Source organism: Corynebacterium sp. HMSC076D02, from assembly GCF_001813815.1.
GTDB classification, from domain to species: Bacteria; Actinomycetota; Actinomycetes; order Mycobacteriales; family Mycobacteriaceae; genus Corynebacterium; species Corynebacterium simulans.
In genome coordinates, this window is sequence record NZ_KV814045.1 from 205,771 (window position 1) to 225,798 (window position 20,028).

Sequence of the window (20,028 nt, forward strand, 5' to 3'; positions counted from 1 at the left end):
GGCGCTCACCAGACGTGCATGTGCAACATCAAAGCTAGTCAATTGCAATCTCCTCTGCGGGCACCCCAAGAATCTGGAGAACTTCGTCCATATACGGATGATTGACGGAAGCATCAGCGACTTCTTTAAGCGCAGGTTTCGCATTGAACGCGATTCCGAGGCCCGCAGCAGTGATCATATCGATGTCATTGGCGCCATCCCCAACTGCGACTGTTTGGCTCATCAGGAGACCCGAGTCCGCGGCGAACTCGCGAAGGAATTCTTCCTTCGCCTTTCGGTCGACGACCTTGCCGATAACACGGCCGGTGAGCTTTCCGTCGACGATCTCCAGGGTATTAGCGCGCACATAGTCAAGCTCCAGTTCCTTGGCAAGGCTTTCCAGCACTTGGATAAATCCGCCGGAGACTACAGCAGTGCGATACCCCATCCGCTTTAGGGTTCGCACGGTTGTCCGCGCTCCTGGGGTAAGCTCCAACTGCTGAGCAACTTCGTCGACTACTGCCACGTCCAAGCCAGCCAAAGTAGCTACACGCTCACGAAGAGACTGCTCAAAATCGAGCTCGCCCCGCATTGCCCTTTCGGTTACTGCAGCGACTTCTGCTTCTTTGCCTGCGTGAGCGGCCAACATTTCGATGACCTCTCCTGTGATAAGAGTGGAATCGCAATCGAAGCACACGAGGCGCTTTGCCCTACGCTGCAGGCCCGCTCTCTCGATCGCGATGTCAACGCCAAGCTCATTCGACAACTGCGCCAAAGCTGCACGGACTGGATCGGCAGAGCCTTCCAAGCTAATGAATAGTTCGAATCCTAAAAGCGGGGAAGTCGACAACCCGCGAATGCGATCGATATTCGCATCGAAGTTTGCCAGGCACTGAGCAAGTGATGACATAGTCTGGGCTGATAACTGCTCCCCCAGAATCACCACCGAGTGAGTCGAGCGCGGGCGGGAGCCGGACTCTGCCTCTTCTACAGACAGAGTCACCTGTTGGTTATAGATACTCAACGTATTGCGCAGACCATGTTCCAGTTGCGGCAATCTTTCGCCAGCAACACGGACATAGGCCGAAAGCGAGATGCGGCCCGAAAAGATGGCTTGCTCGACATCGACAAGCTCCGCGCTATGCGAAGAGAGCACTCGGAAGAATGCCGCCGATACGCCAGGCTTATCGGGGCCGGAAGTCGTAATCACCGCGAAGGTATCACACGCGGGAACCTTTACGTTGTCAGCTTGATAATCCACTCGGTTAGTATCCCACGCGAATCGATGGAAATGGGAGTAATCGCCAAGCATTCGACTTGGATAGTGCCTTGAACGCACAAAACCGCCTCCCCCGTTGCAAGTGCAGTTGGGGAGGCGGTTGTCAGGAGTAAAGCGGCTAGCTCTAGTGCTTAACAGTCAGTGCTAAAAGCTCTAGTGGTGGCCGACGTGCGCTTCCTCGCGCATGCGCTTAACCATGTGCGGGTAGTGCAGCTCGAAGGCCGGACGCTCAGAGCGGATACGCGGCAGGGAAACGAAGTTGTGGCGCGGCGGCGGGCAGGAGGTAGCCCACTCGAGGGAGTTACCGTAGCCCCAAGGGTCATCAACGGTAACGATCTCGCCGTAGCGCCAGGACTTGAAGACGTTCCAAACCAGCGGGATAACGGAAGCACCGAGGACAAAGGAGAAGATCGTGGAGATCTGGTTGTAGACGGTGAAGCCATCAGACTCGAGGTAGTCAGCGTAGCGACGTGGCATACCCATGTTGCCCACCCAGTGCTGGACAAGGAAGGTGCCGTGGAAGCCGATGAAGGTCAGCCAGAAGTGAATCTTGCCGAGGCGCTCGTCGAGCATGCGGCCGGTCATCTTCGGGAACCAGAAGTACAGACCTGCGAACGCGGAGAACACAACCGTACCGAACAGGGTGTAGTGGAAGTGCGCAATCAGGAAGTAGGACTCAGCAAGGTGGAAGTCCAGTGCCGGGGAAGCGAGCATAACGCCGGTCATACCGCCGAAGAGGAAGGTGGACATGAAGCCCATAGCGAAGATCATCGGGGTATCCCAGGTGATGTGGCCCTTCCACATGGTGCCTACCCAGTTGAAGAACTTAACGCCGGTCGGAACCGCGATGAGGAAGGTCATGAAGGAGAAGAACGGCAGCAGGATAGCGCCGGTAACGAACATGTGGTGCGCCCACACAGCCATGGACAGGGAGCCGATGGCCAGAACCGCGAACACCAGGCCGATGTAGCCAAAGACTGGCTTACGGGAGAAGACCGGAACGACCTCGGAGATAACGCCGAAGAACGGAAGTGCCAGGACGTAAACCTCAGGGTGGCCGAAGAACCAGAAGAGGTGCTGCCACAGGATGGCGCCGCCGTTAGCGGAGTCGTAGATGTGGCCGCCGAGCTTGCGGTCATACAGGATGCCCAGTGCTGCAGAGGTCAGCAGCGGGAAGATCATCAGAACGATGACGGAAGCGGTGAAGATACACCAGGTGAATACCGGCAGGCGGAACATGGTCATGCCAGGCGCACGCAGGGTGAGGATGGTGGTGATCATGTTGACTGCGGAAGCAATGGTGCCAACACCGGTAGCGCCAACACCGACAATCCACATGTCGGCACCGATTCCTGGGGTGTGGACAGAGTCAGCCAGCGGGACATACATGGTCCAACCGAAGTCAGCAGCACCACCTGGGGTGGCAAAACCAAGCAGCATTACGATACCGCCGGTCAGGGTGATCCAGAAGCCGAATGCGTTCAGACGTGGGAAGGCAACGTCCGGCGCGCCAATCTGCAGCGGCAGGATGTAGTTACCGAAACCCCACACAACGGGAGTAGCGAACAGCAGCAGCATCACAGTGCCGTGCATGGTGAACAGCTGGTTGAACTGCTCGTTGGACAGGAACTGCAGACCCGGGCTGAAAAGCTCAGCACGAATCAACAGGGCCATGAAGCCACCGAGGAAGAAGAAGCTGAAGGACATGATCAAGTACATGATGCCTAGCTGCTTGTGGTCGGTGGTGGTAAGCATTACCCAAGCCTTAGAGCCGGTCTTGGCATTGCCAGTCGGCTCTGGACGGGTTGGCGCGACGTAATCGTCGAGCCTTGGCGCCACAGCGGTCATTAATTTCCTCCTGAAGAACAAGTGCCATGCACGTCAAAGCCTAAAAATAAGCCTTAGCGCCACAACACCTAGGTTTACTCGACTTATATTAGGGGACTTCGCTGTGAAATTTCCAGCTTTCCCCAATGACCATAGAAGCTAGTTAACCCCGTTTTTAGGCAGTATTTTTCGAAAATTCCCAGCGCGACGGCCACCGGCCGAAAACCTGCCCCAAAACCATTGCACTTCTGCGTGATTCTCGCCACAGGATTTTGCGGTTGCCTGGCGTCAAAACGACGAAACGCACCCCCTAAGGTAATCAACCGGAAGATTGATTAATCCTTGGAAGTGCGCGTGACTCCCAACGCTCAACAGTCGCTGTTAATTATGCGACTCAAGAGAGGGAGGTGGCAGCCGAGCTGGCGGAACGAGTTAGAAGTCCCAGTCCTCATCGGTGGTGTCTTCTGCCTTACCAATGACATAAGAGGAACCAGAGCCAGAGAAGAAGTCATGGTTCTCATCCGCGTTCGGAGACAGCGAAGACAAGATGGCCGGAGAAACGCGGGTCTCGTCCGCCGGGAACAGCCCCTCGAAGCCGAGGTTGTTCAGCGCCTTGTTGGCGTTGTATCGCAGGAAGCGCTTGACGTCTTCGGTCCAGCCGAGCTCGTCGTAAAGATCCTCGGTGTAGTCGATCTCGTTGTCGTAGAGATCGTAGAGAAGATCGAAAGTGTATTCCTTAATTTCTGCCTGCTCTGCTTCAGAAAGCTCGTTGTAGCCATTCTGGAACTTATAGCCGATGTAGTAGCCGTGAACGGCTTCGTCGCGAATGATCAGGCGGATGATGTCCGCGGTGTTGGTGAGCTTAGCGCGGGAAGAGAAGTACATCGGCAGATAGAAGCCGGAGTAGAAGAGGAAGGACTCAAGCAAAGTGGAGGCGACCTTCTTCTTCAGCGGATCGGCGCCCTTGTAGTAGGACATGACGATCTTTGCCTTGCGCTGAAGATTCTCGTTTTCCTCAGACCAACGGAATGCATCGTTGATCATCGGAGTGGAAGCCAGCGTCATAAAGATGTTTGAGTAGGACTTCGCGTGAACCGACTCCATGAAAGCGATGTTGGTGTAGACGGCTTCCTCGTGCGGAGTCTTTGCATCTGGCAGCAAAGAGACAGCACCAACGGTGCCCTGAATGGTGTCGAGGAGGGTAAGACCCGCGAAGACACGCATGGTGGTCTGCTGCTCGTGCTCAGTCAAGGTCTTCCAAGACTGCAAGTCGTTGGAAACAGGCACCTTCTCTGGCAACCAGAAGTTGCCGGTAAGGCGGTCCCAGACCTCGGAATCTTTATCGTCTGGAACGGTGTTCCAGTTAATCGCCTTCACAGGCTCTGCGTGACTAGCGATGTACTCGTCATACTCGTGCGACACGGTCAGACTCCACTTTCTTCTTAAACGGAATTCATCTTGGGCTAACTGCGGTTAACCTTTCTCCGACGAGCGTACCACCCTAGGCCCGGCCAACAATGAGCGCTGCACCTTTAGAAAGCGGTCTAAACAGCGGTCTCAAATGCGGCCTAAACGTGGTCTCAAGGGCGGAATCAAAGGCTGCCTAATCTGGGCCTTAGAAAAGCCGGGAAATACAACTTTGGAGCGCAGCCCAAAAGTTTAGAGGTTGAACGCAATTCAAAAACTATTGCACGCATTGAAAGCGATCGATTCGGCAATCGCTTAAGATGTATTTACGTTTCAAGACTGGCTTATGGATGCCGGAAATTATTCTCTTTCAGCTTTGCCTCGTGCACTCTCAAACTGCGGTCTCACAAAAGGAGGATCCCCTACGGTGACCAGCACCAGCGAGTCTCCTACTCCCCTGCTCAATACGGTTCTGGACGAAATCGGCGCAGAAATAGTAAGCGGCACCATTGAAACCGGCCAGCGCTTCACCTTGCGGGATATCTGCGTGCGTTTCGACATTTCGCGCACCGTTGCCCGCGAGGCTATGCGCGCTCTGGAGCAGCTAGGCATGGTTTCTTCCTCACGGCGCGTCGGTATTACGGTTCTTCCGTTGAGCGAGTGGTCAGTATTCGATCAATCGATTATTGACTGGCGCCTAGCTTGCGAGGCTTCCCAGAAAAAGCAGCTCAATTCTCTCAACCAGCTCCGCCTTGCCATCGAACCGATCGCCGCAAGGATGGCCGCCACGGAAGCAACGGAAGAGGAAAGAGAAGAAATCCTGGAGCCCGCAAAGCGTCTCCACGAGTTGGAGATGAAGCCTTCCCGCCGAGTTGGCGAAGAGCTAGCTACGGATCTGCGCTTCCACAGTATGGTGCTGCACGCTTCGGGCAACGAGATGTTCGCGGCGCTTACCCCTTCCCTACTCTCAATGCTCAAAGGAAAGTCAGTTTTCGGTTCGGAAAAGCGCAACCCCATCGCCGGCACCGCCCACTTGCATCAAGAGTTGGCGCGCGCAATCGCGGAGCAACGCCCAGACGATGCGGAGAATATCGCGCGGGCCATCCTGGACGAGGCCCGCGCAAGCGCCGGAGCGAAGGCTTAAAAGGCTCCTTTGCGCCAAGCAAGGGGAAAGAAGCAAACAAGCAAGGCGAAAAGAGCGAAACAAACACAAGAACAAAAGTAGAGCCCTCACCCGTTAAGGTGAGGGCTCTTTGCAGTTAGAGCATGCAGGAAACGCAGCCTTCGACTTCGGTTCCTTCAAGCGCCATCTGACGAAGGCGGATGTAGTACAAGGTCTTGATGCCCTTGCGCCATGCGTAAATCTGCGCCCTGTTGATATCGCGGGTGGTGGCGGTGTCCTTGAAGAACAAGGTCAGGGACAAGCCCTGATCCACGTACTTGGTGGCGGCAGCGTAGGTATCGATGATCTTTTCGTAGCCGATCTCGTAGGAGTCCTTGAAGTACTCCAGATTGTCGTTGTCCATGTGCGGCGCCGGGTAGTAGACGCGGCCGATCTTGCCTTCCTTACGGATTTCGATCTTCGACGCAATTGGGTGAATCGAAGAGGTCGAGTTGTTGATATAAGAAATAGAGCCTGTCGGCGGCACTGCTTGTAGGTTGCGGTTGTAGAGGCCATGCTTGGCGACGTCCGCCTTCAGCGCAGCCCAGTCTTCCGCAGTTGGGGTGTGGATAGACGAGGCGTCGAAAAGTTCCTGCACACGTGCAGTGCGTGGGGCAAACTCGGCTGGGTCATAACGATCGAAGAACTCGCCGGAGGCGTACTCAGACTGCGGGAACTCGGAGAAGTATTCGCCGCGCTCGCGGGCAATCTTGTTGGAAGCGCGCAAAGCAGCGTAGAGGACCGCGGCGAAGTAGGCGTTGGTGAAGTCCAGTGCTTCCTCAGAGCCGTACTCGATGTGCTCGCGGCCCAAGAAACCGTGGAGGTTCATCTGGCCAAGGCCGATGGCGTGGGAATCATCGTTGCCTTTGCGAACGGAAGGTACGGAGTTGATAGCGGTCTTATCAGCCACTGCGGTTAGACCACGGATGGCGGTCTCGACGGTCAGAGCGAAGTCTGGGGAATCCATGGTGGTGGCGATATTCAGCGAACCAAGGTTGCAGGAGATATCGGAGCCCATGGTCTCGTAGCTGAGATCGTCGGCAAATACGGACGGAGAGTTGACCTGCAGGATCTCCGAGCAGAGGTTGGACATGTTGATGCGACCGGTCTTGACCGGGTTCGCGTTATTCACGGTGTCCTCGAACATGATGTACGGGTAACCGGATTCAAACTGCAGCTCGGCGATGGTCTGGAAGAAGTGACGGGCGTTGACCTTCTTCTTGCGGATGCGTGGGTCCTCGACCATCTCTTCATAGTGCTCGGTAATGGAGATGTCACCGAAGGCCTTGCCGTAGACGCGCTCGACGTCGTATGGCGAGAACAGGTACATATCGTCGTTCTTCTTAGCCAGCTCGAAGGTGATGTCCGGGATGACGACACCCAGGGAGAGAGTCTTGATACGAATCTTCTCGTCAGCATTCTCACGCTTGGTGTCGAGGAAGTTCATGATGTCTGGGTGGTGCGCGTTGAGGTAGACGGCACCTGCGCCCTGACGCGCACCCAACTGGTTTGCGTAGGAGAAGGAATCCTCCAACAGCTTCATGACTGGGATAACGCCGGAGGACTGGTTCTCGATGTGCTTGATCGGAGCGCCGGCCTCGCGGATGTTGGACAGTAAGAGTGCCACGCCGCCGCCGCGCTTGGAAAGCTGCAGCGCAGAGTTAATGGAACGGCCGATGGACTCCATGTTGTCCTCGATACGCAGGAGGAAGCAGGAAACGAGCTCGCCGCGCTGCGCCTTGCCAGCGTTGAGGAAGGTCGGGGTGGCCGGCTGGAAGCGGCCGGTCATGATTTCGTCGACGAGGTGCTCAGCGATGGTGGTGTCACCGTCTGCCAAGAACAGAGCTGTCATAGAAACGCGGTCCTCGAAGCGCTCGAGGTAACGGCGGCCGTCAAAAGTCTTGAGCGTATAAGAGGTGTAATACTTGTACGCACCCAAGAAGGACTTGAAGCGGAATTTATAGGAATAAGCGCGCTTGAATAGGGACTTGATGAAGTCAAAGTCGTACTGCTCGAGCAGAGCTGGCTCGTAGTACTCGTTTTCCACCAGGTAACGCATCTTTTCTTCCAAGTCGTGGAAGTAGACCGTGTTCTGGTTGACATGCTGCAGGAAGAACTGGTTGGCAGCCTCGTGGTCCTTATCGAACTGAATCTTGCCCTCTTCGTCGTAAAGGTTCAGCAAGGCATTCAGAGCGTGGTAATCAAGCTGTTCTTCTGGCTTCACTGGTTCGGCTACGGTCTTGCCCAATTGCGTTGTCACGGCTTTTGGAGCCTTCCTTTGCTTGGCAGCGCATGTCTTACGCCGCGGTGAGAAACGGTTTAGAAAAATATGTAAGGTAACTGCGCATTGCACAGTTACCTATTTTTATAAGTTTAGGCAGCGGCTTCCAGCCCTAGGGCCGTTGCGTTCGCCAGCAGGCCTTCCCTGCAAATCTTAACGTCTTCATCGGTACCAAGTAACTCGAAGCGATAAACGTAGGGCACCTTGCACTTGGCGGAGATTACGTCTCCGGCCTTGCCAAAGTCTGCGCCGAAGTTACTGTTTCCGCCGGAGATAACCGCGCGGATGAGGCCGCGGTTGTGCTCATTGTTGAGAAAACGAATGACTTGCCCCGGAACAGGGCGAGAGTTCTCGCGGCTAACAGAGGCCCCTCCCCCGTAGGTGGGGCAGACAAGAACATAAGGCTCATTCACAATGAGCGGCTCATCATTCTTACGCAGTGGGATGCGGGCGCTTGGCAGGCCCAGCTTGTCAACGAAACGGCGGGTATTTTCCGTTGCGGAGGAAAAATACACAACCAACATTGCTATAAGCCCTGCCCCGTTTAAGCGGTGGCGCTTAGAGCGGCCAGCTCCTTGATGCGCTCTGGGCGGAAGCCAGACCAGTGCTCACCATTAGCCTCAACGACCGGCGCCTGCACGTACCCCAGTGCCATGACGTAGTCACGAGCATCATCATCAAGGGTGACGTCTACAGAGGTGTATTCAAGGCCAGCACGGTCGAGGGCCTTCTTAGTAGCGTTGCACTGGACGCAGGCTGGCTTGGTGTAGAGAGTGATGCTCATGATGAAAGTCCTTTGACGCTAGTTCAAGTTTTTAAGGGTTATCCGGCCTAACTAGGTGCGCTTTTAGCGCTTCATCCAGCCCACCGGAACGACACGAACGACACTATACTTTGTGGCAAAAAGCTGCAACCCATACTATATATAGTAGTTACATTCGTGATATTCCCAGGATGTTATCTACCCAGGCCCCACATGTTGACCTACCCAACGCACGGCCATGAAATTACATCGATGAGACTCCTGCAGGTTTACCTGCCGGCAACCTAAAGTTGTGACAAAGAACACTATTGTCACCAATGCTTTACCCGCCGATCGCTTAAACAACACCCGTAACAGGAGATGTAGATCGGGCAGCCAAGGCGACGTCGGCAAGCGCAAAAGAAAAGCACCCGCCTAGAACCGAAGTCCTAGGCGGGTGCTTCTAATCAAGAAAGCCGATGCTTCTAGCCCTGGCGAGCCTTGAAGCGCGGATCCTTCTTGTTGATCACGAAGACCTTACCGTGGCGGCGAATAACCTGGGCGCCCGGCTTCTTCTTCAGCGACCGAAGAGACTTACGAACCTTCATCGGGCGCTCCTTTCGTTATGCGCAAACTTCATGCGGTTGAATACTTTTAAAGCACAGCCATCAAAGTTACGGCCATGACACGAGGAAAAATCTTACCCCACGCGCGCGCCATAACCAAAACACTGATTAATTAGCGTAGCGCTCCTGCATCTCATCGCCTACTTCTTCCAGACTACGGCCCATCGTCTCCGGCACCAACAGCTTGGTATAAGCGATCGCCGCAAAGCCTAAGAAAGCAAAGATCATAAAGGCAACGGGACCAGTCAACCACTCGACCATTGGCAGGAAGAACTGCGCGACCGCCCAGTTGGTTACCCACAGGGAAAGCCCGGCGATACCCATGCCGATGCCGCGGACCTCAGGGGGAACGAGCTCGGAGATGAGCAGCCAGGTGGTCGGCGATACAGCGGCCTGCTGGAAAGCAATGAAAAGGGCCATAAACGCCAGCGACAACAACGCCATAGGTGTTGAGCCCTCGGCAAAGCGGTACGCGATGGAAAGAACGACCAAGGAAATGACGTTTCCGGTCAGGCCGATGCTGAGCAGGCGCTTGCGCCCGATGCGGTCGACGACTTTCAGACCCAACCAGCAGGCGACTACGGAGACGGTGCCGATGAGGATGGAGGTATACACGGCGTTCGCTGTAGAAATACCCACCTGACTCATCATGGTCGGGGCAAAGTACACGATGGCATTAACGCCGGTTATCTGCTGAGTAAGCCCCATCAGCATGGCAAGCAGCACGGTCACTTGCAGCCAGCGTTCTTCCTTTAGGCGCGCCCATTCGCCGCGTTTTGCGGCTCCGGAAGCTCCCGCCGCCCCAGCGGTTCCGAGCTCGGTTCCAGAGATACCGACCCGTGCAGCAAGCTTCCAGGCCTCGTCGATGCGATGCTTCTTTAGCAGCCAGGCCGGTGTATCGGGCAAGAAGATCATGCCCACGGCGAGCATGGCACCTGGTACGGCGGCAAGGCCTAGCATCCACCGCCATGAGCCGGTGCCGGCGAGCGCGGAGTTGACCAGATAGGCCACCAACTGACCGACGACGATCATCAAGGTATTCAGCGAAACCAGGCGGCCGCGGGCACGCGCTGGGGAAATCTCGGAGATATACATCGGCGAAACAATGGATACTGCGCCTACCGCAACCCCCAGGAAGGTGCGGGCGGCAGCTAGTGCCACAACAGAACCGGCAAGCGCACACCACACCGAACCAGCGACGAATACTGCGCCACCGAGAATCAGGGTCTTGCGGCGGCCGATTGCATCCGCGACGCGGCCGGCAACGAGCGCGCCGACGGCGGCGCCAACTAAGAGCATGGAGGTAACCCAGCCCTCCTGGTTGGCATTCATGTCGAATTCGGGACCGATGAATAGCAGCGCACCGGACATAACGCCGGTGTCGTAGCCAAAGAGGAGGCCACCTAGTGCGGCGACTGCGGCGACGACTTTGACATAGGTTTTATTTTTCACTCGTTCATCCTTGCAGCCCGCTACCATGGGCGTCATGTCGCAAACTGGACTTCCGCTGCAAGAAAGCATCATAAAAGCCCTGGGTGTTAAACCCTTAATCGATCCAGAACAAGAAGTGGAATCGCGCGTTAACTTCCTAGCGGATTATCTGCGCAACACTGGCGCCAAAGGTTTCGTCCTGGGCATTTCAGGCGGGCAGGATTCCACCCTCGCCGGCCGCTTGGCACAAATGGCGGTGGAGAAGGTGGAAGGCGCGCAGTTCTGGGCGGTACGCCTGCCGCACGGCGTCCAGGTCGATGAAGAGGACGCACAGATTGCCCTCGACTTCATCCAGCCGGATCATCGCCTGACGGTGGATATCGCCCGGCCACGCAGGGCATTGACGACGCCGTGGCGAAGAGCCTGGGCAAACCGGGCTTAGGCGATTTCAACCGCGGAAACGTCAAGGCCCGTCTGCGCATGACCGCACAGTACGCCATCGCTGGTGAGGTCGGCGCGCTGGTCATCGGCACCGATCACGCTGCTGAGAACCTCGCGGCTTTCTTCACCAAGTGGGGCGATGGTGCGGCCGATCTCGTGCCGCTGGAAGGGCTCAACAAGCGCCAGGGTGCCCAGCTGCTGCGCCACTTAGGCGCGCCGGAGTCGACGTGGAAGAAAGTCCCCACGGCAGATTTAGAGGAAGACCACCCACAGCTGCCCGACGAGGAAGCTCTCGGGGTAAGTTACGCTCATATCGATGACTACCTTGAGGGCAAAGAGGTCCCGGACTCTGCCCGTACCCGTATCGAAGAGCTCTGGCATCGCGGCGCGCACAAGCGCATCATGCCGCCGGGCCCGCACTCCCTATAAACGCGCACTCGGTTTAACTCGGCCTGCCTACCCTTCTAGAAGCTCCAGGGTGGCATGCGCGGCGTCGCCAAGCGCGCGATGATAGGCCACGCCATGGGTCAGCGCGTGTACCGCAAGGGGATGAAGCTGATGGAGCGGGAACCAACGCTTTTCATCGGGCGATAGCCCGTAGCCGCGGTAGATATCGTCCAGGTAGGGCGCGCCAAAAAGTTCAAGCATGGCCAGGTCAGTGTGCGGGTGACCGCCGTGGGCGGCCGGGTCAATCATCACCGCACTATCGGCAGTAAATAACACGTTTCCGGCCCACAAATCGCCATGGATGCGCGCGGGACGCACATCCCACTGCCGCTTTAGCACCGCATCGCAGGCGCGCTTGACGACGTCCCGGTAGCCCTCATCCAGCGCACCATTAGCCTCCACGAAGGGCAGCACCCGCTGGTGCACATAAAAATCGCCCCAGTGCTCGACCGGCCGGCATTCCTGCTCAACACGGCCAATATAATTGCGGCCCGTCCACCCCTCCGGAGCCACACCGAAAGCATCCGCGCCAGAGGCGTGCACCTCCCGCAGCGCCCGCCCGAAAGCCTGCGCCGCACTAGCCGTGGGCCGCGACTCCACAACGCGACGGGTGCTAATGAAGCGCGCTCCTACTCCCGCCACCTCAGCAACAACGTCAGGCCGTGCCTGCGCCAGCCACCGCAACCCCGCTACCTCGGCGCCAGCTTCGTCCGCAGTGCCTACTCGCTTCATAAAAGTCTCCATGGCGCCCCACCGTACGCCCCCACCCCGGACATGTACTCTTAGCAGGAGCTAAGAAACAAACAACGCATTAAATAAGGAATAGAAAAAGGGCCGCCACAAAAGTGACGACCCTTGAATCAAGTGGAGCTAACGGGATTCGAACCCGTGACCCCCACACTGCCAGTGTGATGCGCTACCAGCTGCGCCATAGCCCCATTCCCAACGCGATTACCTCGCGCTAGCAACTGAAATAAAGTTAGCAGAAACTTTTTAGCGGAACCAAATCGCCTGCAGGAATACAAAAATGGGCAGCCGATAACCGGCTGCCCATGAGGTTCGCGAAGCGCGAGAGTCTTACTTGACTACCTGCGGGACAAAGTTCCACTGGGATACAGGAGTACCCTTCGGTGGGTTGATGTCCTTGCCGTCCTTGATGACGCGCGGGGAGGAAACAGTACCCGTGGTTTCCTTAAGCTTCTTTGCGTTCGCACGACCAATCTCGTTACCACCCTCGACGCCAGCGTCCTTGATCTGCTTCTGCACATCACCGTCAGCACCGAAGCCCTTGGCAGCTTCTGCAAAGTCCTCAAAGTCCCAGGAGCCAACGGACTGCTGGTTCTCAAACAGGAAAGCGCGCATGTTCCAGTAAGCCTTCGCATCGCCAGAACGAGCGATAATGTCCATCACGGATGCGGACTTGGAGGAGTGTCCCTCCAGCTTGATGCTGTCATCGGACATGAACTTCTCCAGGTCGACGCCGCGCAGATCCAGGAAGTTCATTGGGTGCACGTTGACAACCAGCTCGCCCTTTTCGACTGCTTCCTTCATCGCCTTGTCACTGCCTTCAGCGAGCTCAGCGCAGTGAGGGCAAGAAAAGTCCTCATAGAGGTCTACTTCTGGGGCGCTTTCCTTGGTCTTTGCGCTCTTCAACGTCACAATTCCGTTGTCATCAACAGAAGTTTCCATAGTGACGTCGACTGCGTTTTCTGCAATCTTGTCGGACTTTGCGTCCTTGCCGCTGATAACGATGTATCCAATAACGACGGCCGCGATAACGAGCAGAACTCCAACTGCCCAGAAAAAGCCCGAGTTACCCTTGCTATTCGGGTTAGTTACTTTTGCCACTGACATTCTCCTTTTAAATGGCTTGCTCTAAGAGTCTAAGGGTGCAACGCAAATTTGTTGAACGGACGCTTAATCGTCCACACCGTCAAGATTAGGTAGAACGTATCACGAGCAAGAGTCTGCATATAGTTCATCACTTGTGCCTCTTCGTCAGGATTGACTGTGAAGCATCCGCAATCAATTCCCAAACCGCGGCCCCAAGCTTGCCCGATGCCGATCATGAACAGCAAAAGAACAAAAGTGGCAACCTTAGAGGACGGACGCAAGAAAAGACCTAGAAGCAGCAGGACGCCACCACAGATTTCCAATGGGGCGATTAGATACGCAAGATATCCAGACCACTCGGGTGTGAAAACTTCATAAGCACTAATAGATTGGGTTACTGAAAGATTTTCACCCAACTTGGCGTAACCGGCTTTAATCCAGATATAAGCCATGTAGAAGCGAGCGAACGCACTAATGACGTCCAGGATCAGCTTCTTGTCGATTTTCTTAGTCACCCGAGACAGTTTAGCCCTAAACTTCTAGCACTTGGGTAACAAGTTCCTGTGCTTCTTCTTGCACTTTCCTGAGATGTTCCTCACCCAGGAAAGACTCCGCGTAAATCTTGTACTTATCTTCCGTGCCGGATGGGCGCGCGGCAAACCAAGCATTGCAGGTTGTCACCTTAAGGCCACCGATGGCAGCCCCATTTCCGGGCGCCTCGGTGAGCTTAGCGGTGATTTCCTCGCCGACTAGATCTGTGGCCTCCACCTGCTGCGGGGAAAGCTTTTTCAGGATGGCTTTTTGCGCGCGGTCAGCGGGTGCATCGGTGCGCGCATAAGCTGGGGCACCGAATTCTTCAGCCAGCTCCGCGTAGCGCTGCGACGGGCTCTTGCCGGTTACCGCAGTGATTTCAGCAGCGAGCAAATCCATGATGATGCCATCTTTATCGGTAGACCACACGGAGCCATCGAAACGCAGGAAGGAAGCACCAGCAGATTCCTCCCCACCGAAGCCGATGCTGCCATCTAGAAGGCCAGGCACAAACCACTTGAAGCCGACAGGCACCTCAACCAGCTCGCGCCCGAGCTTGGCGACGACACGGTCCACCATGGAGGAAGAAACCAACGTCTTGCCCACGCCAGCATTGCCCCACTGTGGGCGGTGACTAAACAGGTAGTCAATGGCCACTGCGAGGTAGTGGTTTGGATTCATCAGCCCCGCATCCGGGGTGACGATGCCATGGCGGTCCGCATCCGCGTCGTTGCCGGTGGCCAGATCGAACTTTTCACGGTTTGCGATGAGCGAGGCCATGGCGTTCGGCGAGGAGCAGTCCATGCGAATCAAGCCATCGGTATCGAGCGTCATGAAGCGGAAAGTTCCATCCACCGCCGGATTCACCACCGTAAGGTCCAGATCGTATTGCTCGGCAATGGCCACCCAATAGTCCACCGAGGCACCGCCCATCGGGTCAGCGCCGATGCGCAAGCCGGCCTTCTTGATGGCATCCATGTCCACGACGTTTCGCAGATCGGCCACGTAAGAATCGACGTAATTGTGTTTTGCGCAGCGCTCGTCCAACACGCCGGAAACGTTCACGCGCGCGACGCCATCGAGCCCGGCGCGCAGGTAACCATTAGCGCGCGCCGCAATCCAATCCGTGGCAACAGTATCGGCAGGCCCGCCCGTTGGTGGGTTGTACTTGAAGCCGCCGTCGCGTGGCGGGTTATGCGAAGGCGTGATGACGATGCCGTCAGTGCCTGGGTGCGTCAGGATGGCATGCGAGATAGCAGGGGTTGGGGTGTAGCGGCCACGGTCGTCGACACGCACCTCAACCTCATTTACAAGCAGGACCTCCAATGCAGAGACCATGGCCGGCTCCGAAAGCGCATGGGTATCGCGGCCAACAAAGATTGCGCCCGTGGTGCCCTGCTCTTTACGGTAATCCACGATGGCCTGGGTAATGGCCAGAATGTGCCGCTCATTGAAAGCGGCATCCAAAGCCGAACCGCGGTGACCAGAGGTACCGAAGACCACCTGCTGGTCCGGATTTTCTACATCGGGAACACGGGTGTAGTAGGCGGTAACAAGCTCCGCGATATCGATGAGGTCACTTGGTTGCGCAAGCTGGCCAGCTCGTTCATGTGCCATGGATTGCTCCTTTAGGGGGGTGGATGGGGAGGTACAAAAGTCCGTTTTAGGCGTGGCTTTAGCTTGCCAAGCCACGTGGAGTTTCGCAGGACTTTTAACCCCCACAAGGGGGAAAATGTGAACCAGATCTACAAATCACCTTTTTCTGTCACGTAGTAGCTTTTCAGCATGGAACCAGTGACAAATATTCTCAACAGCATCGCCGGGGTGATTTGGGGTCCATTCGTTCTCATCGCCCGCGAGACCAAGGCCTATTTGAAGTTTGATCCCAAGCTCAACAAGCCAGTTGAGGAAGTTGAGGCGTTCGTCCGTTCCCAGCAGATGGAGTGGAAGTAATATGTAGGCCATGCCTCAAGCACTAGTAGTCGGGTCCGGCGCCGCGTTAGGCGCCGTGGCCCGCTATTTTTTGTCATCCCTGTTGGGCGGAGGAATGATTCCGCTGCTTTTAATCAACGTTTTGGGCAGCGCCCTGATGGGTTATTTCAAGCCGGGGCCCTTCTGGGGCACGGGCGTACTCGGCGGCTTTACTAGCTTCGCCACGTTCGCTTTCCTAACCTCCTCCGTTACTGCCGCGCAGGCTGGCTGCTACGTGCTCGCAACGGTGGTTGGTTGCGTTATGGCCTATCTCCTGGGTGACAAGGTAGGCGCCAAGTGATTGTTCTCTACATCCTCTCCGGCGCCTTCCTCGGCGGCATGGCCCGCTACGGTTTCACCAAGGTACTACCCGCTCCGGTTAGCACCTTCGCCGCAAATATGTGTGGCGCACTCGCGATCGGTTTGGCCTACGGCTTTGTTGAGCAAGTAGGCGGCGCGCTTAGCGATGTCCTCTATCCCCTAGCCATCGTCGGCTTCGCCGGCGGGCTCTCCACCTGGTCGACCCTAGCCAAGGAGCTCGGAGAAATGCTTAAAGAAAAGAGGTACTGGAAGTGTATCCAGTACCTCTTCTTCACCCTCGCGCTGGGCATCGTCCTAGCCTGGCGCGGGGCGATGTGGGCTCCGATTATCTATCAGAACTTCTAGTCCGCGATTGCATCCAAAGGCGGAGTCTTGGACGCACCATGTGCTGGCCATAGCGCGGCCAGCACGCCAACCACGGCAGAGCCCACCAGCAAGATGGCCAGCATGCCCCACGGAATAACGGCGCTACCAAGCCCCTCTTCGGACAGTACCTTGATAAAGGTCCAGCCCAGGCCCAGGCCCAGAATCATGCCCACCACTGCGCCGAATACTGCAATCTGGACGGACTCCAGGGTGATCATCGTGCGGATCTGACGGCGCTGGGTACCAACGGCGCGCAGCATGCCAATTTCCTGACGGCGTTCGATAACGCCCAGGGTCAGCGTATTGACGATGCCGAACACCGCGATGATGACCGCAAGTGCCAACAGCGCGTAGAGAATGGTCAGCATCTGGTTAATCATGCTTGCGGCCTCGCCAGCGTATTCTTCACCGGAAGCCACCTGCACCACCACGAGGTCCTTGACGGATTCCTCCAGGTTGGTGCGCAGTTGCTCCAAGTCGACGCCCTCCGCTGCGTTGACGCCAACCATCGCTACGGTCAGGGCGTCGCCAGGCAGCAGCTTCTCGACGTCCTTTTGGGAAACCGCCAGCTTGGGCAGCATCTGGAAGTCCTCATAAATGCCCTTCAGCTCGACCTTTGTAGTCTTGCCCGGAACCATGCCCGAAAGCTCGTAGCTCTCGCCGACCTTCCAGCCTTGCTCGCCTGCGGTGGTGGCATCGGCAATGAAACCGCCTTCGGCAATGTCGCTATCGCCTTCGACCATGTTCAGCATGAAGATGTTTTGTGGGTTGGAATCAACCGTCTCCGACATGGTGTGTTCGGGGCCATAGTTCAACGAGGCTTGGTCTTCGACCTTCACCGGCGCGGTGCCGACAGTGATGACTTCGCCAGCGCCCTCGGCCTTGGCGGCGCGCTCGCCTGTCTCTACCGGAGTGGGGAAACTGCCCTGGGAAGGCCCGGAGAGCAGGTAATCGGCGCTGATGTCCTTCTCCATCGTCTCCGCAACGGAGGACTTCATAGTGGCGCCCAGCATGCCGATGGCAGTCACGAGGGCAACGCCAAGGGTAAGCGCGAAGGCGGTTGCTGCGGTACGGCGCGGGTTGCGCTTGGAGTTGGTAGACGCCAGCTTGCCGATGGCCCCGAAAGGCGCTCCGATGACTCGGCCCAAGGTAGGGACGATGGGTAGTGAAAGTGCGGGGCCTGCGAGGCTGAAGCCTACGATCAAGTTGAGCGCGCCCAGGCCGACGAGTCCGGCGCGGATGCCAGTCGCGGCGTCGACAAGCACGCCGGCGATGACGAAGATGACGCCCAAGCCCATGAGCAAACCGCCGACGATCGTGCGCACCTTCAGCGAGCTTGCCGCAGCGGACTCTGTGGTGCGCATGGCCTCAACCGGCTCGACTGCACCCGCGCGGCGGGCTGGTGCCCATGCGGAAACCACCGTAACCACGGTGCCCAGAATGATGGGCACGATGACCGCAAGCGGGCTCAATCCGAGGCCGCTATCTGCAGGCATGCCGCGGGATGCAAGCACGGCCTTAATGATCGCCACCAGGCCCATGCCGGCGACGACGCCCACCGCGGAGCCCAAAAAGCCCACGATGAAGGACTCGACGACGACCGAGCGGGTAATTTGTCGGCGCGATGCGCCCAGCGCACGCAACAGCGCAAACTCCTTGGTGCGCTGTGCGACGATCATGGAGAAGGTGTTCGCAATAATAAAGGTGCCTACCAACAGCGCGATGAGGCCGAAGGCAATGAGGAAGTAATTGACGAACTTCAGCGCCGAAGAAATAGCATCCGACATTTCCTCTGCAAGCTTTTCGCCGGACTCCGCCTCGACGTCGTAGGTGGCGTTGAGATGATCGACGAGCTGCTCTGGGCTTACCCCCTCAGCAGCAGAGACCTTCAGCTGCTGAGAGTTTCCGTAGCGTTCAACGAAGGCCTTGTTATCCATCTGCAGGGCAATACTTGGACCTGCGTCCACGGCTGGCTTCTCGATGCCAGCGACGGTGACCTCGTCACGCTTGTCGGGATGGACAACGAGCAGCTTTTGGCCAACGGTGACGCCGTACTTTTCTGCTGCGGCATCGTTGATGGTGACCTCGCCAGTACCGTGTGGCGCCTCGCCCTGGATAATCTCGCCGGGCTCACCTACCGAGGCTTCGGCGTTGTAGTAGGGCCTAACGCTCGCCCCACCGCCGGTGGTCTGGAATGCCTCGGCCTTGTCATTGGCGACGACCACGTTCTGGGCGCTTTCGATGTTGACCTTGCCGACCTTGCCGTCGTTGGCTAGGTCCTGGCGCATCTTTTCATCCAAGTCCGGGCCCGAATCCTTCTTGCTGACGGCAGCGTCAACACCAGTAAAAGCATTGGAAACCGCCGCATCGAAAGTATTCGACAGGGAATTGGTGAACATGAAAGAGCCCGCGATGAAGGCGGTGCCAAGGACGACCGCGAGCAGCGTCAGCGCAAGGCGGAGCTTATGGGCAACGATATTGCGCAAGGAGACCTTGCGCATGGTGGTATTTCTAGCCATTAGCTTTCGATCTCCGCCATGACCTTGTGGATGGATTCCATGGTTGGATTCTGCAGCTCGTTGACCAGCTTGCCGTCGGCCAGGAAGACCACGCGGTCCGCGTATGAGGCTGCCTTGGCATCGTGGGTGACAATGACGACGGTCTGGTCATCTTGATCCACTGCGGTGCGCAGAATATCCAAAACCTCCGCGGAAGAATTGGAATCAAGGTTGCCGGTGGGCTCATCGCCGAAGATGATCTCTGGGCGGGATACAAGCGCACGCGCACACGCCACGCGCTGCTGCTGACCGCCGGAAAGCTCTGCTGGACGGTGGCTCAGGCGCTGTGCCAGTCCCAGACGGGTTGTAACCTCATCGAACCAGGACTTATCTACTTCCTTGCCAGCGATATTCATTGGCAGGGTAATGTTCTCCGCCGCAGTTAGGGTAGGTACCAAGTTAAAAGACTGGAAGATGAACCCTAGGCGGTCACGGCGCAGTGCGGTGATGGACTTGTCGTTTAGCTGCGACATATCCGTGTCGCCGATAAAGGCTGAACCACTAGTAGCTGAATCAAGACCGGCCATGGTGTGCATCAGCGTAGACTTTCCTGAACCTGACGGGCCCATGATGGCAGTAAATTTATTGCGCTCGAAGACCACGTTGACATGGTCCAATGCGGTAACAGCGGTATCGCCTTGTCCGTATTGCTTAAAAAGTTCGACGGCGCGCGCCGCTGCCCTCTCCGGTGGACACATGGTGGGAATCTCCTCACGGTAATGATGGTTTTAAAGCTATCCATCCCAGCCTAGCTGCCACACCCGACCGGCGTATAACTGCTAAGAAGATTCCGATCCTTCTCCAAGGTTCATCAACGCCACGTTGA

General features: G+C 56.9%; 18 protein-coding genes, 1 tRNA gene and 1 pseudogene. 5 read left to right on the forward strand and 15 right to left on the reverse strand.

Features of this window, described 5'->3' with window-relative positions:
• Positions 1–34: 34 nt before the first annotated feature.
• The 3 genes from serB to nrdF form a co-directional block, all read right to left on the reverse strand.
• Positions 35–1,240 carry a phosphoserine phosphatase SerB gene (gene serB, locus HMPREF2935_RS06420; protein ID WP_062044472.1) on the reverse strand — a complete coding sequence of 402 codons (1,206 nt, stop codon included), beginning with the start codon at positions 1,238–1,240 and terminating at the stop codon, positions 35–37.
• Positions 1,241–1,411: 171 nt separating this feature from the next.
• Complete coding sequence (gene ctaD, locus HMPREF2935_RS06425) at positions 1,412–3,106, reverse strand: aa3-type cytochrome oxidase subunit I (RefSeq protein ID WP_062043443.1); 1,695 nt, start codon at positions 3,104–3,106, stop codon at positions 1,412–1,414.
• Between the two features lie 411 nt (positions 3,107–3,517).
• Positions 3,518–4,507: a class 1b ribonucleoside-diphosphate reductase subunit beta gene (nrdF, locus tag HMPREF2935_RS06430; protein WP_061924418.1), complete on the reverse strand. Its 990-nt coding sequence runs from the start codon at positions 4,505–4,507 to the stop codon at positions 3,518–3,520.
• Between the two features lie 412 nt (positions 4,508–4,919).
• On the opposite strand from nrdF, the gene HMPREF2935_RS06435 reads away from it, so the two are divergent.
• Positions 4,920–5,636: a FadR/GntR family transcriptional regulator gene (locus tag HMPREF2935_RS06435; protein ID WP_070732443.1), complete on the forward strand. Its 717-nt coding sequence runs from the start codon at positions 4,920–4,922 to the stop codon at positions 5,634–5,636.
• Positions 5,637–5,751: 115 nt separating this feature from the next.
• Here the strand turns inward: HMPREF2935_RS06435 and nrdE are convergent, their stop codons facing one another.
• The 5 genes from nrdE to HMPREF2935_RS06460 form a co-directional block, all read right to left on the reverse strand.
• Positions 5,752–7,914 (reverse strand): class 1b ribonucleoside-diphosphate reductase subunit alpha, encoded by a 2,163-nt coding sequence (gene nrdE, locus HMPREF2935_RS06440; RefSeq protein WP_070732445.1) that lies wholly within the window; start codon positions 7,912–7,914, stop codon positions 5,752–5,754.
• Positions 7,915–8,027: 113 nt separating this feature from the next.
• Positions 8,028–8,459 carry a class Ib ribonucleoside-diphosphate reductase assembly flavoprotein NrdI gene (gene nrdI, locus HMPREF2935_RS06445; RefSeq protein ID WP_061924427.1) on the reverse strand — a complete coding sequence of 144 codons (432 nt, stop codon included), beginning with the start codon at positions 8,457–8,459 and terminating at the stop codon, positions 8,028–8,030.
• A 20-nt stretch (positions 8,460–8,479) separates the two neighbouring features.
• Positions 8,480–8,719: a glutaredoxin-like protein NrdH gene (gene nrdH / locus HMPREF2935_RS06450; protein ID WP_061924430.1), complete on the reverse strand. Its 240-nt coding sequence runs from the start codon at positions 8,717–8,719 to the stop codon at positions 8,480–8,482.
• Between the two features lie 443 nt (positions 8,720–9,162).
• Positions 9,163–9,285, reverse strand: a complete 123-nt coding sequence (ykgO, locus tag HMPREF2935_RS06455) for a type B 50S ribosomal protein L36 (protein ID WP_003847162.1) — start codon at positions 9,283–9,285, stop codon at positions 9,163–9,165.
• A 126-nt stretch (positions 9,286–9,411) separates the two neighbouring features.
• Positions 9,412–10,782, reverse strand: coding sequence for a sugar porter family MFS transporter (locus tag HMPREF2935_RS06460; protein ID WP_061924432.1), 1,371 nt, complete (start codon positions 10,780–10,782; stop codon positions 9,412–9,414).
• Here HMPREF2935_RS06460 and nadE point away from each other — a divergent pair.
• Positions 10,781–11,604: pseudogene (gene nadE, locus HMPREF2935_RS06465) on the forward strand (ammonia-dependent NAD(+) synthetase). The gene HMPREF2935_RS06460 and the pseudogene nadE sit on opposite strands and share 2 nt — an antisense overlap.
• Before the next feature lie 27 nt (positions 11,605–11,631).
• Here nadE and HMPREF2935_RS06470 read toward each other — a convergent pair.
• The 5 genes from HMPREF2935_RS06470 to pgm form a co-directional block, all read right to left on the reverse strand.
• Positions 11,632–12,354, reverse strand: a complete 723-nt coding sequence (locus tag HMPREF2935_RS06470; RefSeq protein ID WP_246817789.1) for a fructosamine kinase family protein — start codon at positions 12,352–12,354, stop codon at positions 11,632–11,634.
• 133 nt (positions 12,355–12,487) lie between these two features.
• Positions 12,488–12,560, reverse strand: a tRNA-Ala gene (locus tag HMPREF2935_RS06475).
• A gap of 139 nt (positions 12,561–12,699) precedes the next feature.
• On the reverse strand, positions 12,700–13,470 hold the full coding sequence (locus HMPREF2935_RS06480; protein ID WP_070732449.1) for a DsbA family protein: 771 nt from the start codon (positions 13,468–13,470) through the stop codon (positions 12,700–12,702).
• Positions 13,471–13,505: 35 nt separating this feature from the next.
• Positions 13,506–13,970, reverse strand: a complete 465-nt coding sequence (locus HMPREF2935_RS06485; protein ID WP_061924440.1) for a MauE/DoxX family redox-associated membrane protein — start codon at positions 13,968–13,970, stop codon at positions 13,506–13,508.
• Between the two features lie 16 nt (positions 13,971–13,986).
• Positions 13,987–15,603, reverse strand: a complete 1,617-nt coding sequence (pgm, locus tag HMPREF2935_RS06490) for a phosphoglucomutase (alpha-D-glucose-1,6-bisphosphate-dependent) (protein ID WP_070732450.1) — start codon at positions 15,601–15,603, stop codon at positions 13,987–13,989.
• A 177-nt stretch (positions 15,604–15,780) separates the two neighbouring features.
• On the opposite strand from pgm, the gene HMPREF2935_RS13200 reads away from it, so the two are divergent.
• The 3 genes from HMPREF2935_RS13200 to HMPREF2935_RS06500 are packed head-to-tail and all read left to right on the forward strand — an operon-like array spanning position 15,781 to position 16,623.
• On the forward strand, positions 15,781–15,939 hold the full coding sequence (locus HMPREF2935_RS13200) for a hypothetical protein (RefSeq protein WP_168163250.1): 159 nt from the start codon (positions 15,781–15,783) through the stop codon (positions 15,937–15,939).
• 10 nt (positions 15,940–15,949) lie between these two features.
• Positions 15,950–16,258 (forward strand): fluoride efflux transporter family protein, encoded by a 309-nt coding sequence (locus HMPREF2935_RS06495; protein ID WP_061926026.1) that lies wholly within the window; start codon positions 15,950–15,952, stop codon positions 16,256–16,258.
• Positions 16,255–16,623, forward strand: coding sequence for a fluoride efflux transporter FluC (locus HMPREF2935_RS06500; RefSeq protein WP_082785838.1), 369 nt, complete (start codon positions 16,255–16,257; stop codon positions 16,621–16,623). Before HMPREF2935_RS06495 ends, HMPREF2935_RS06500 begins: the two co-directional genes overlap by 4 nt.
• Here the strand turns inward: HMPREF2935_RS06500 and HMPREF2935_RS06505 are convergent.
• Both HMPREF2935_RS06505 and HMPREF2935_RS06510 read right to left on the reverse strand, forming a co-directional pair.
• Positions 16,620–19,163 carry an ABC transporter permease gene (locus HMPREF2935_RS06505; protein ID WP_070732452.1) on the reverse strand — a complete coding sequence of 848 codons (2,544 nt, stop codon included), beginning with the start codon at positions 19,161–19,163 and terminating at the stop codon, positions 16,620–16,622. The two genes, HMPREF2935_RS06500 and HMPREF2935_RS06505, sit on opposite strands and share 4 nt — an antisense overlap.
• On the reverse strand, positions 19,163–19,900 hold the full coding sequence (locus HMPREF2935_RS06510) for an ABC transporter ATP-binding protein (RefSeq protein WP_061926034.1): 738 nt from the start codon (positions 19,898–19,900) through the stop codon (positions 19,163–19,165). The genes HMPREF2935_RS06505 and HMPREF2935_RS06510 overlap by 1 nt, the downstream gene beginning before the upstream one ends.
• Between the last annotated feature and the right edge of the window lie 128 nt (positions 19,901–20,028).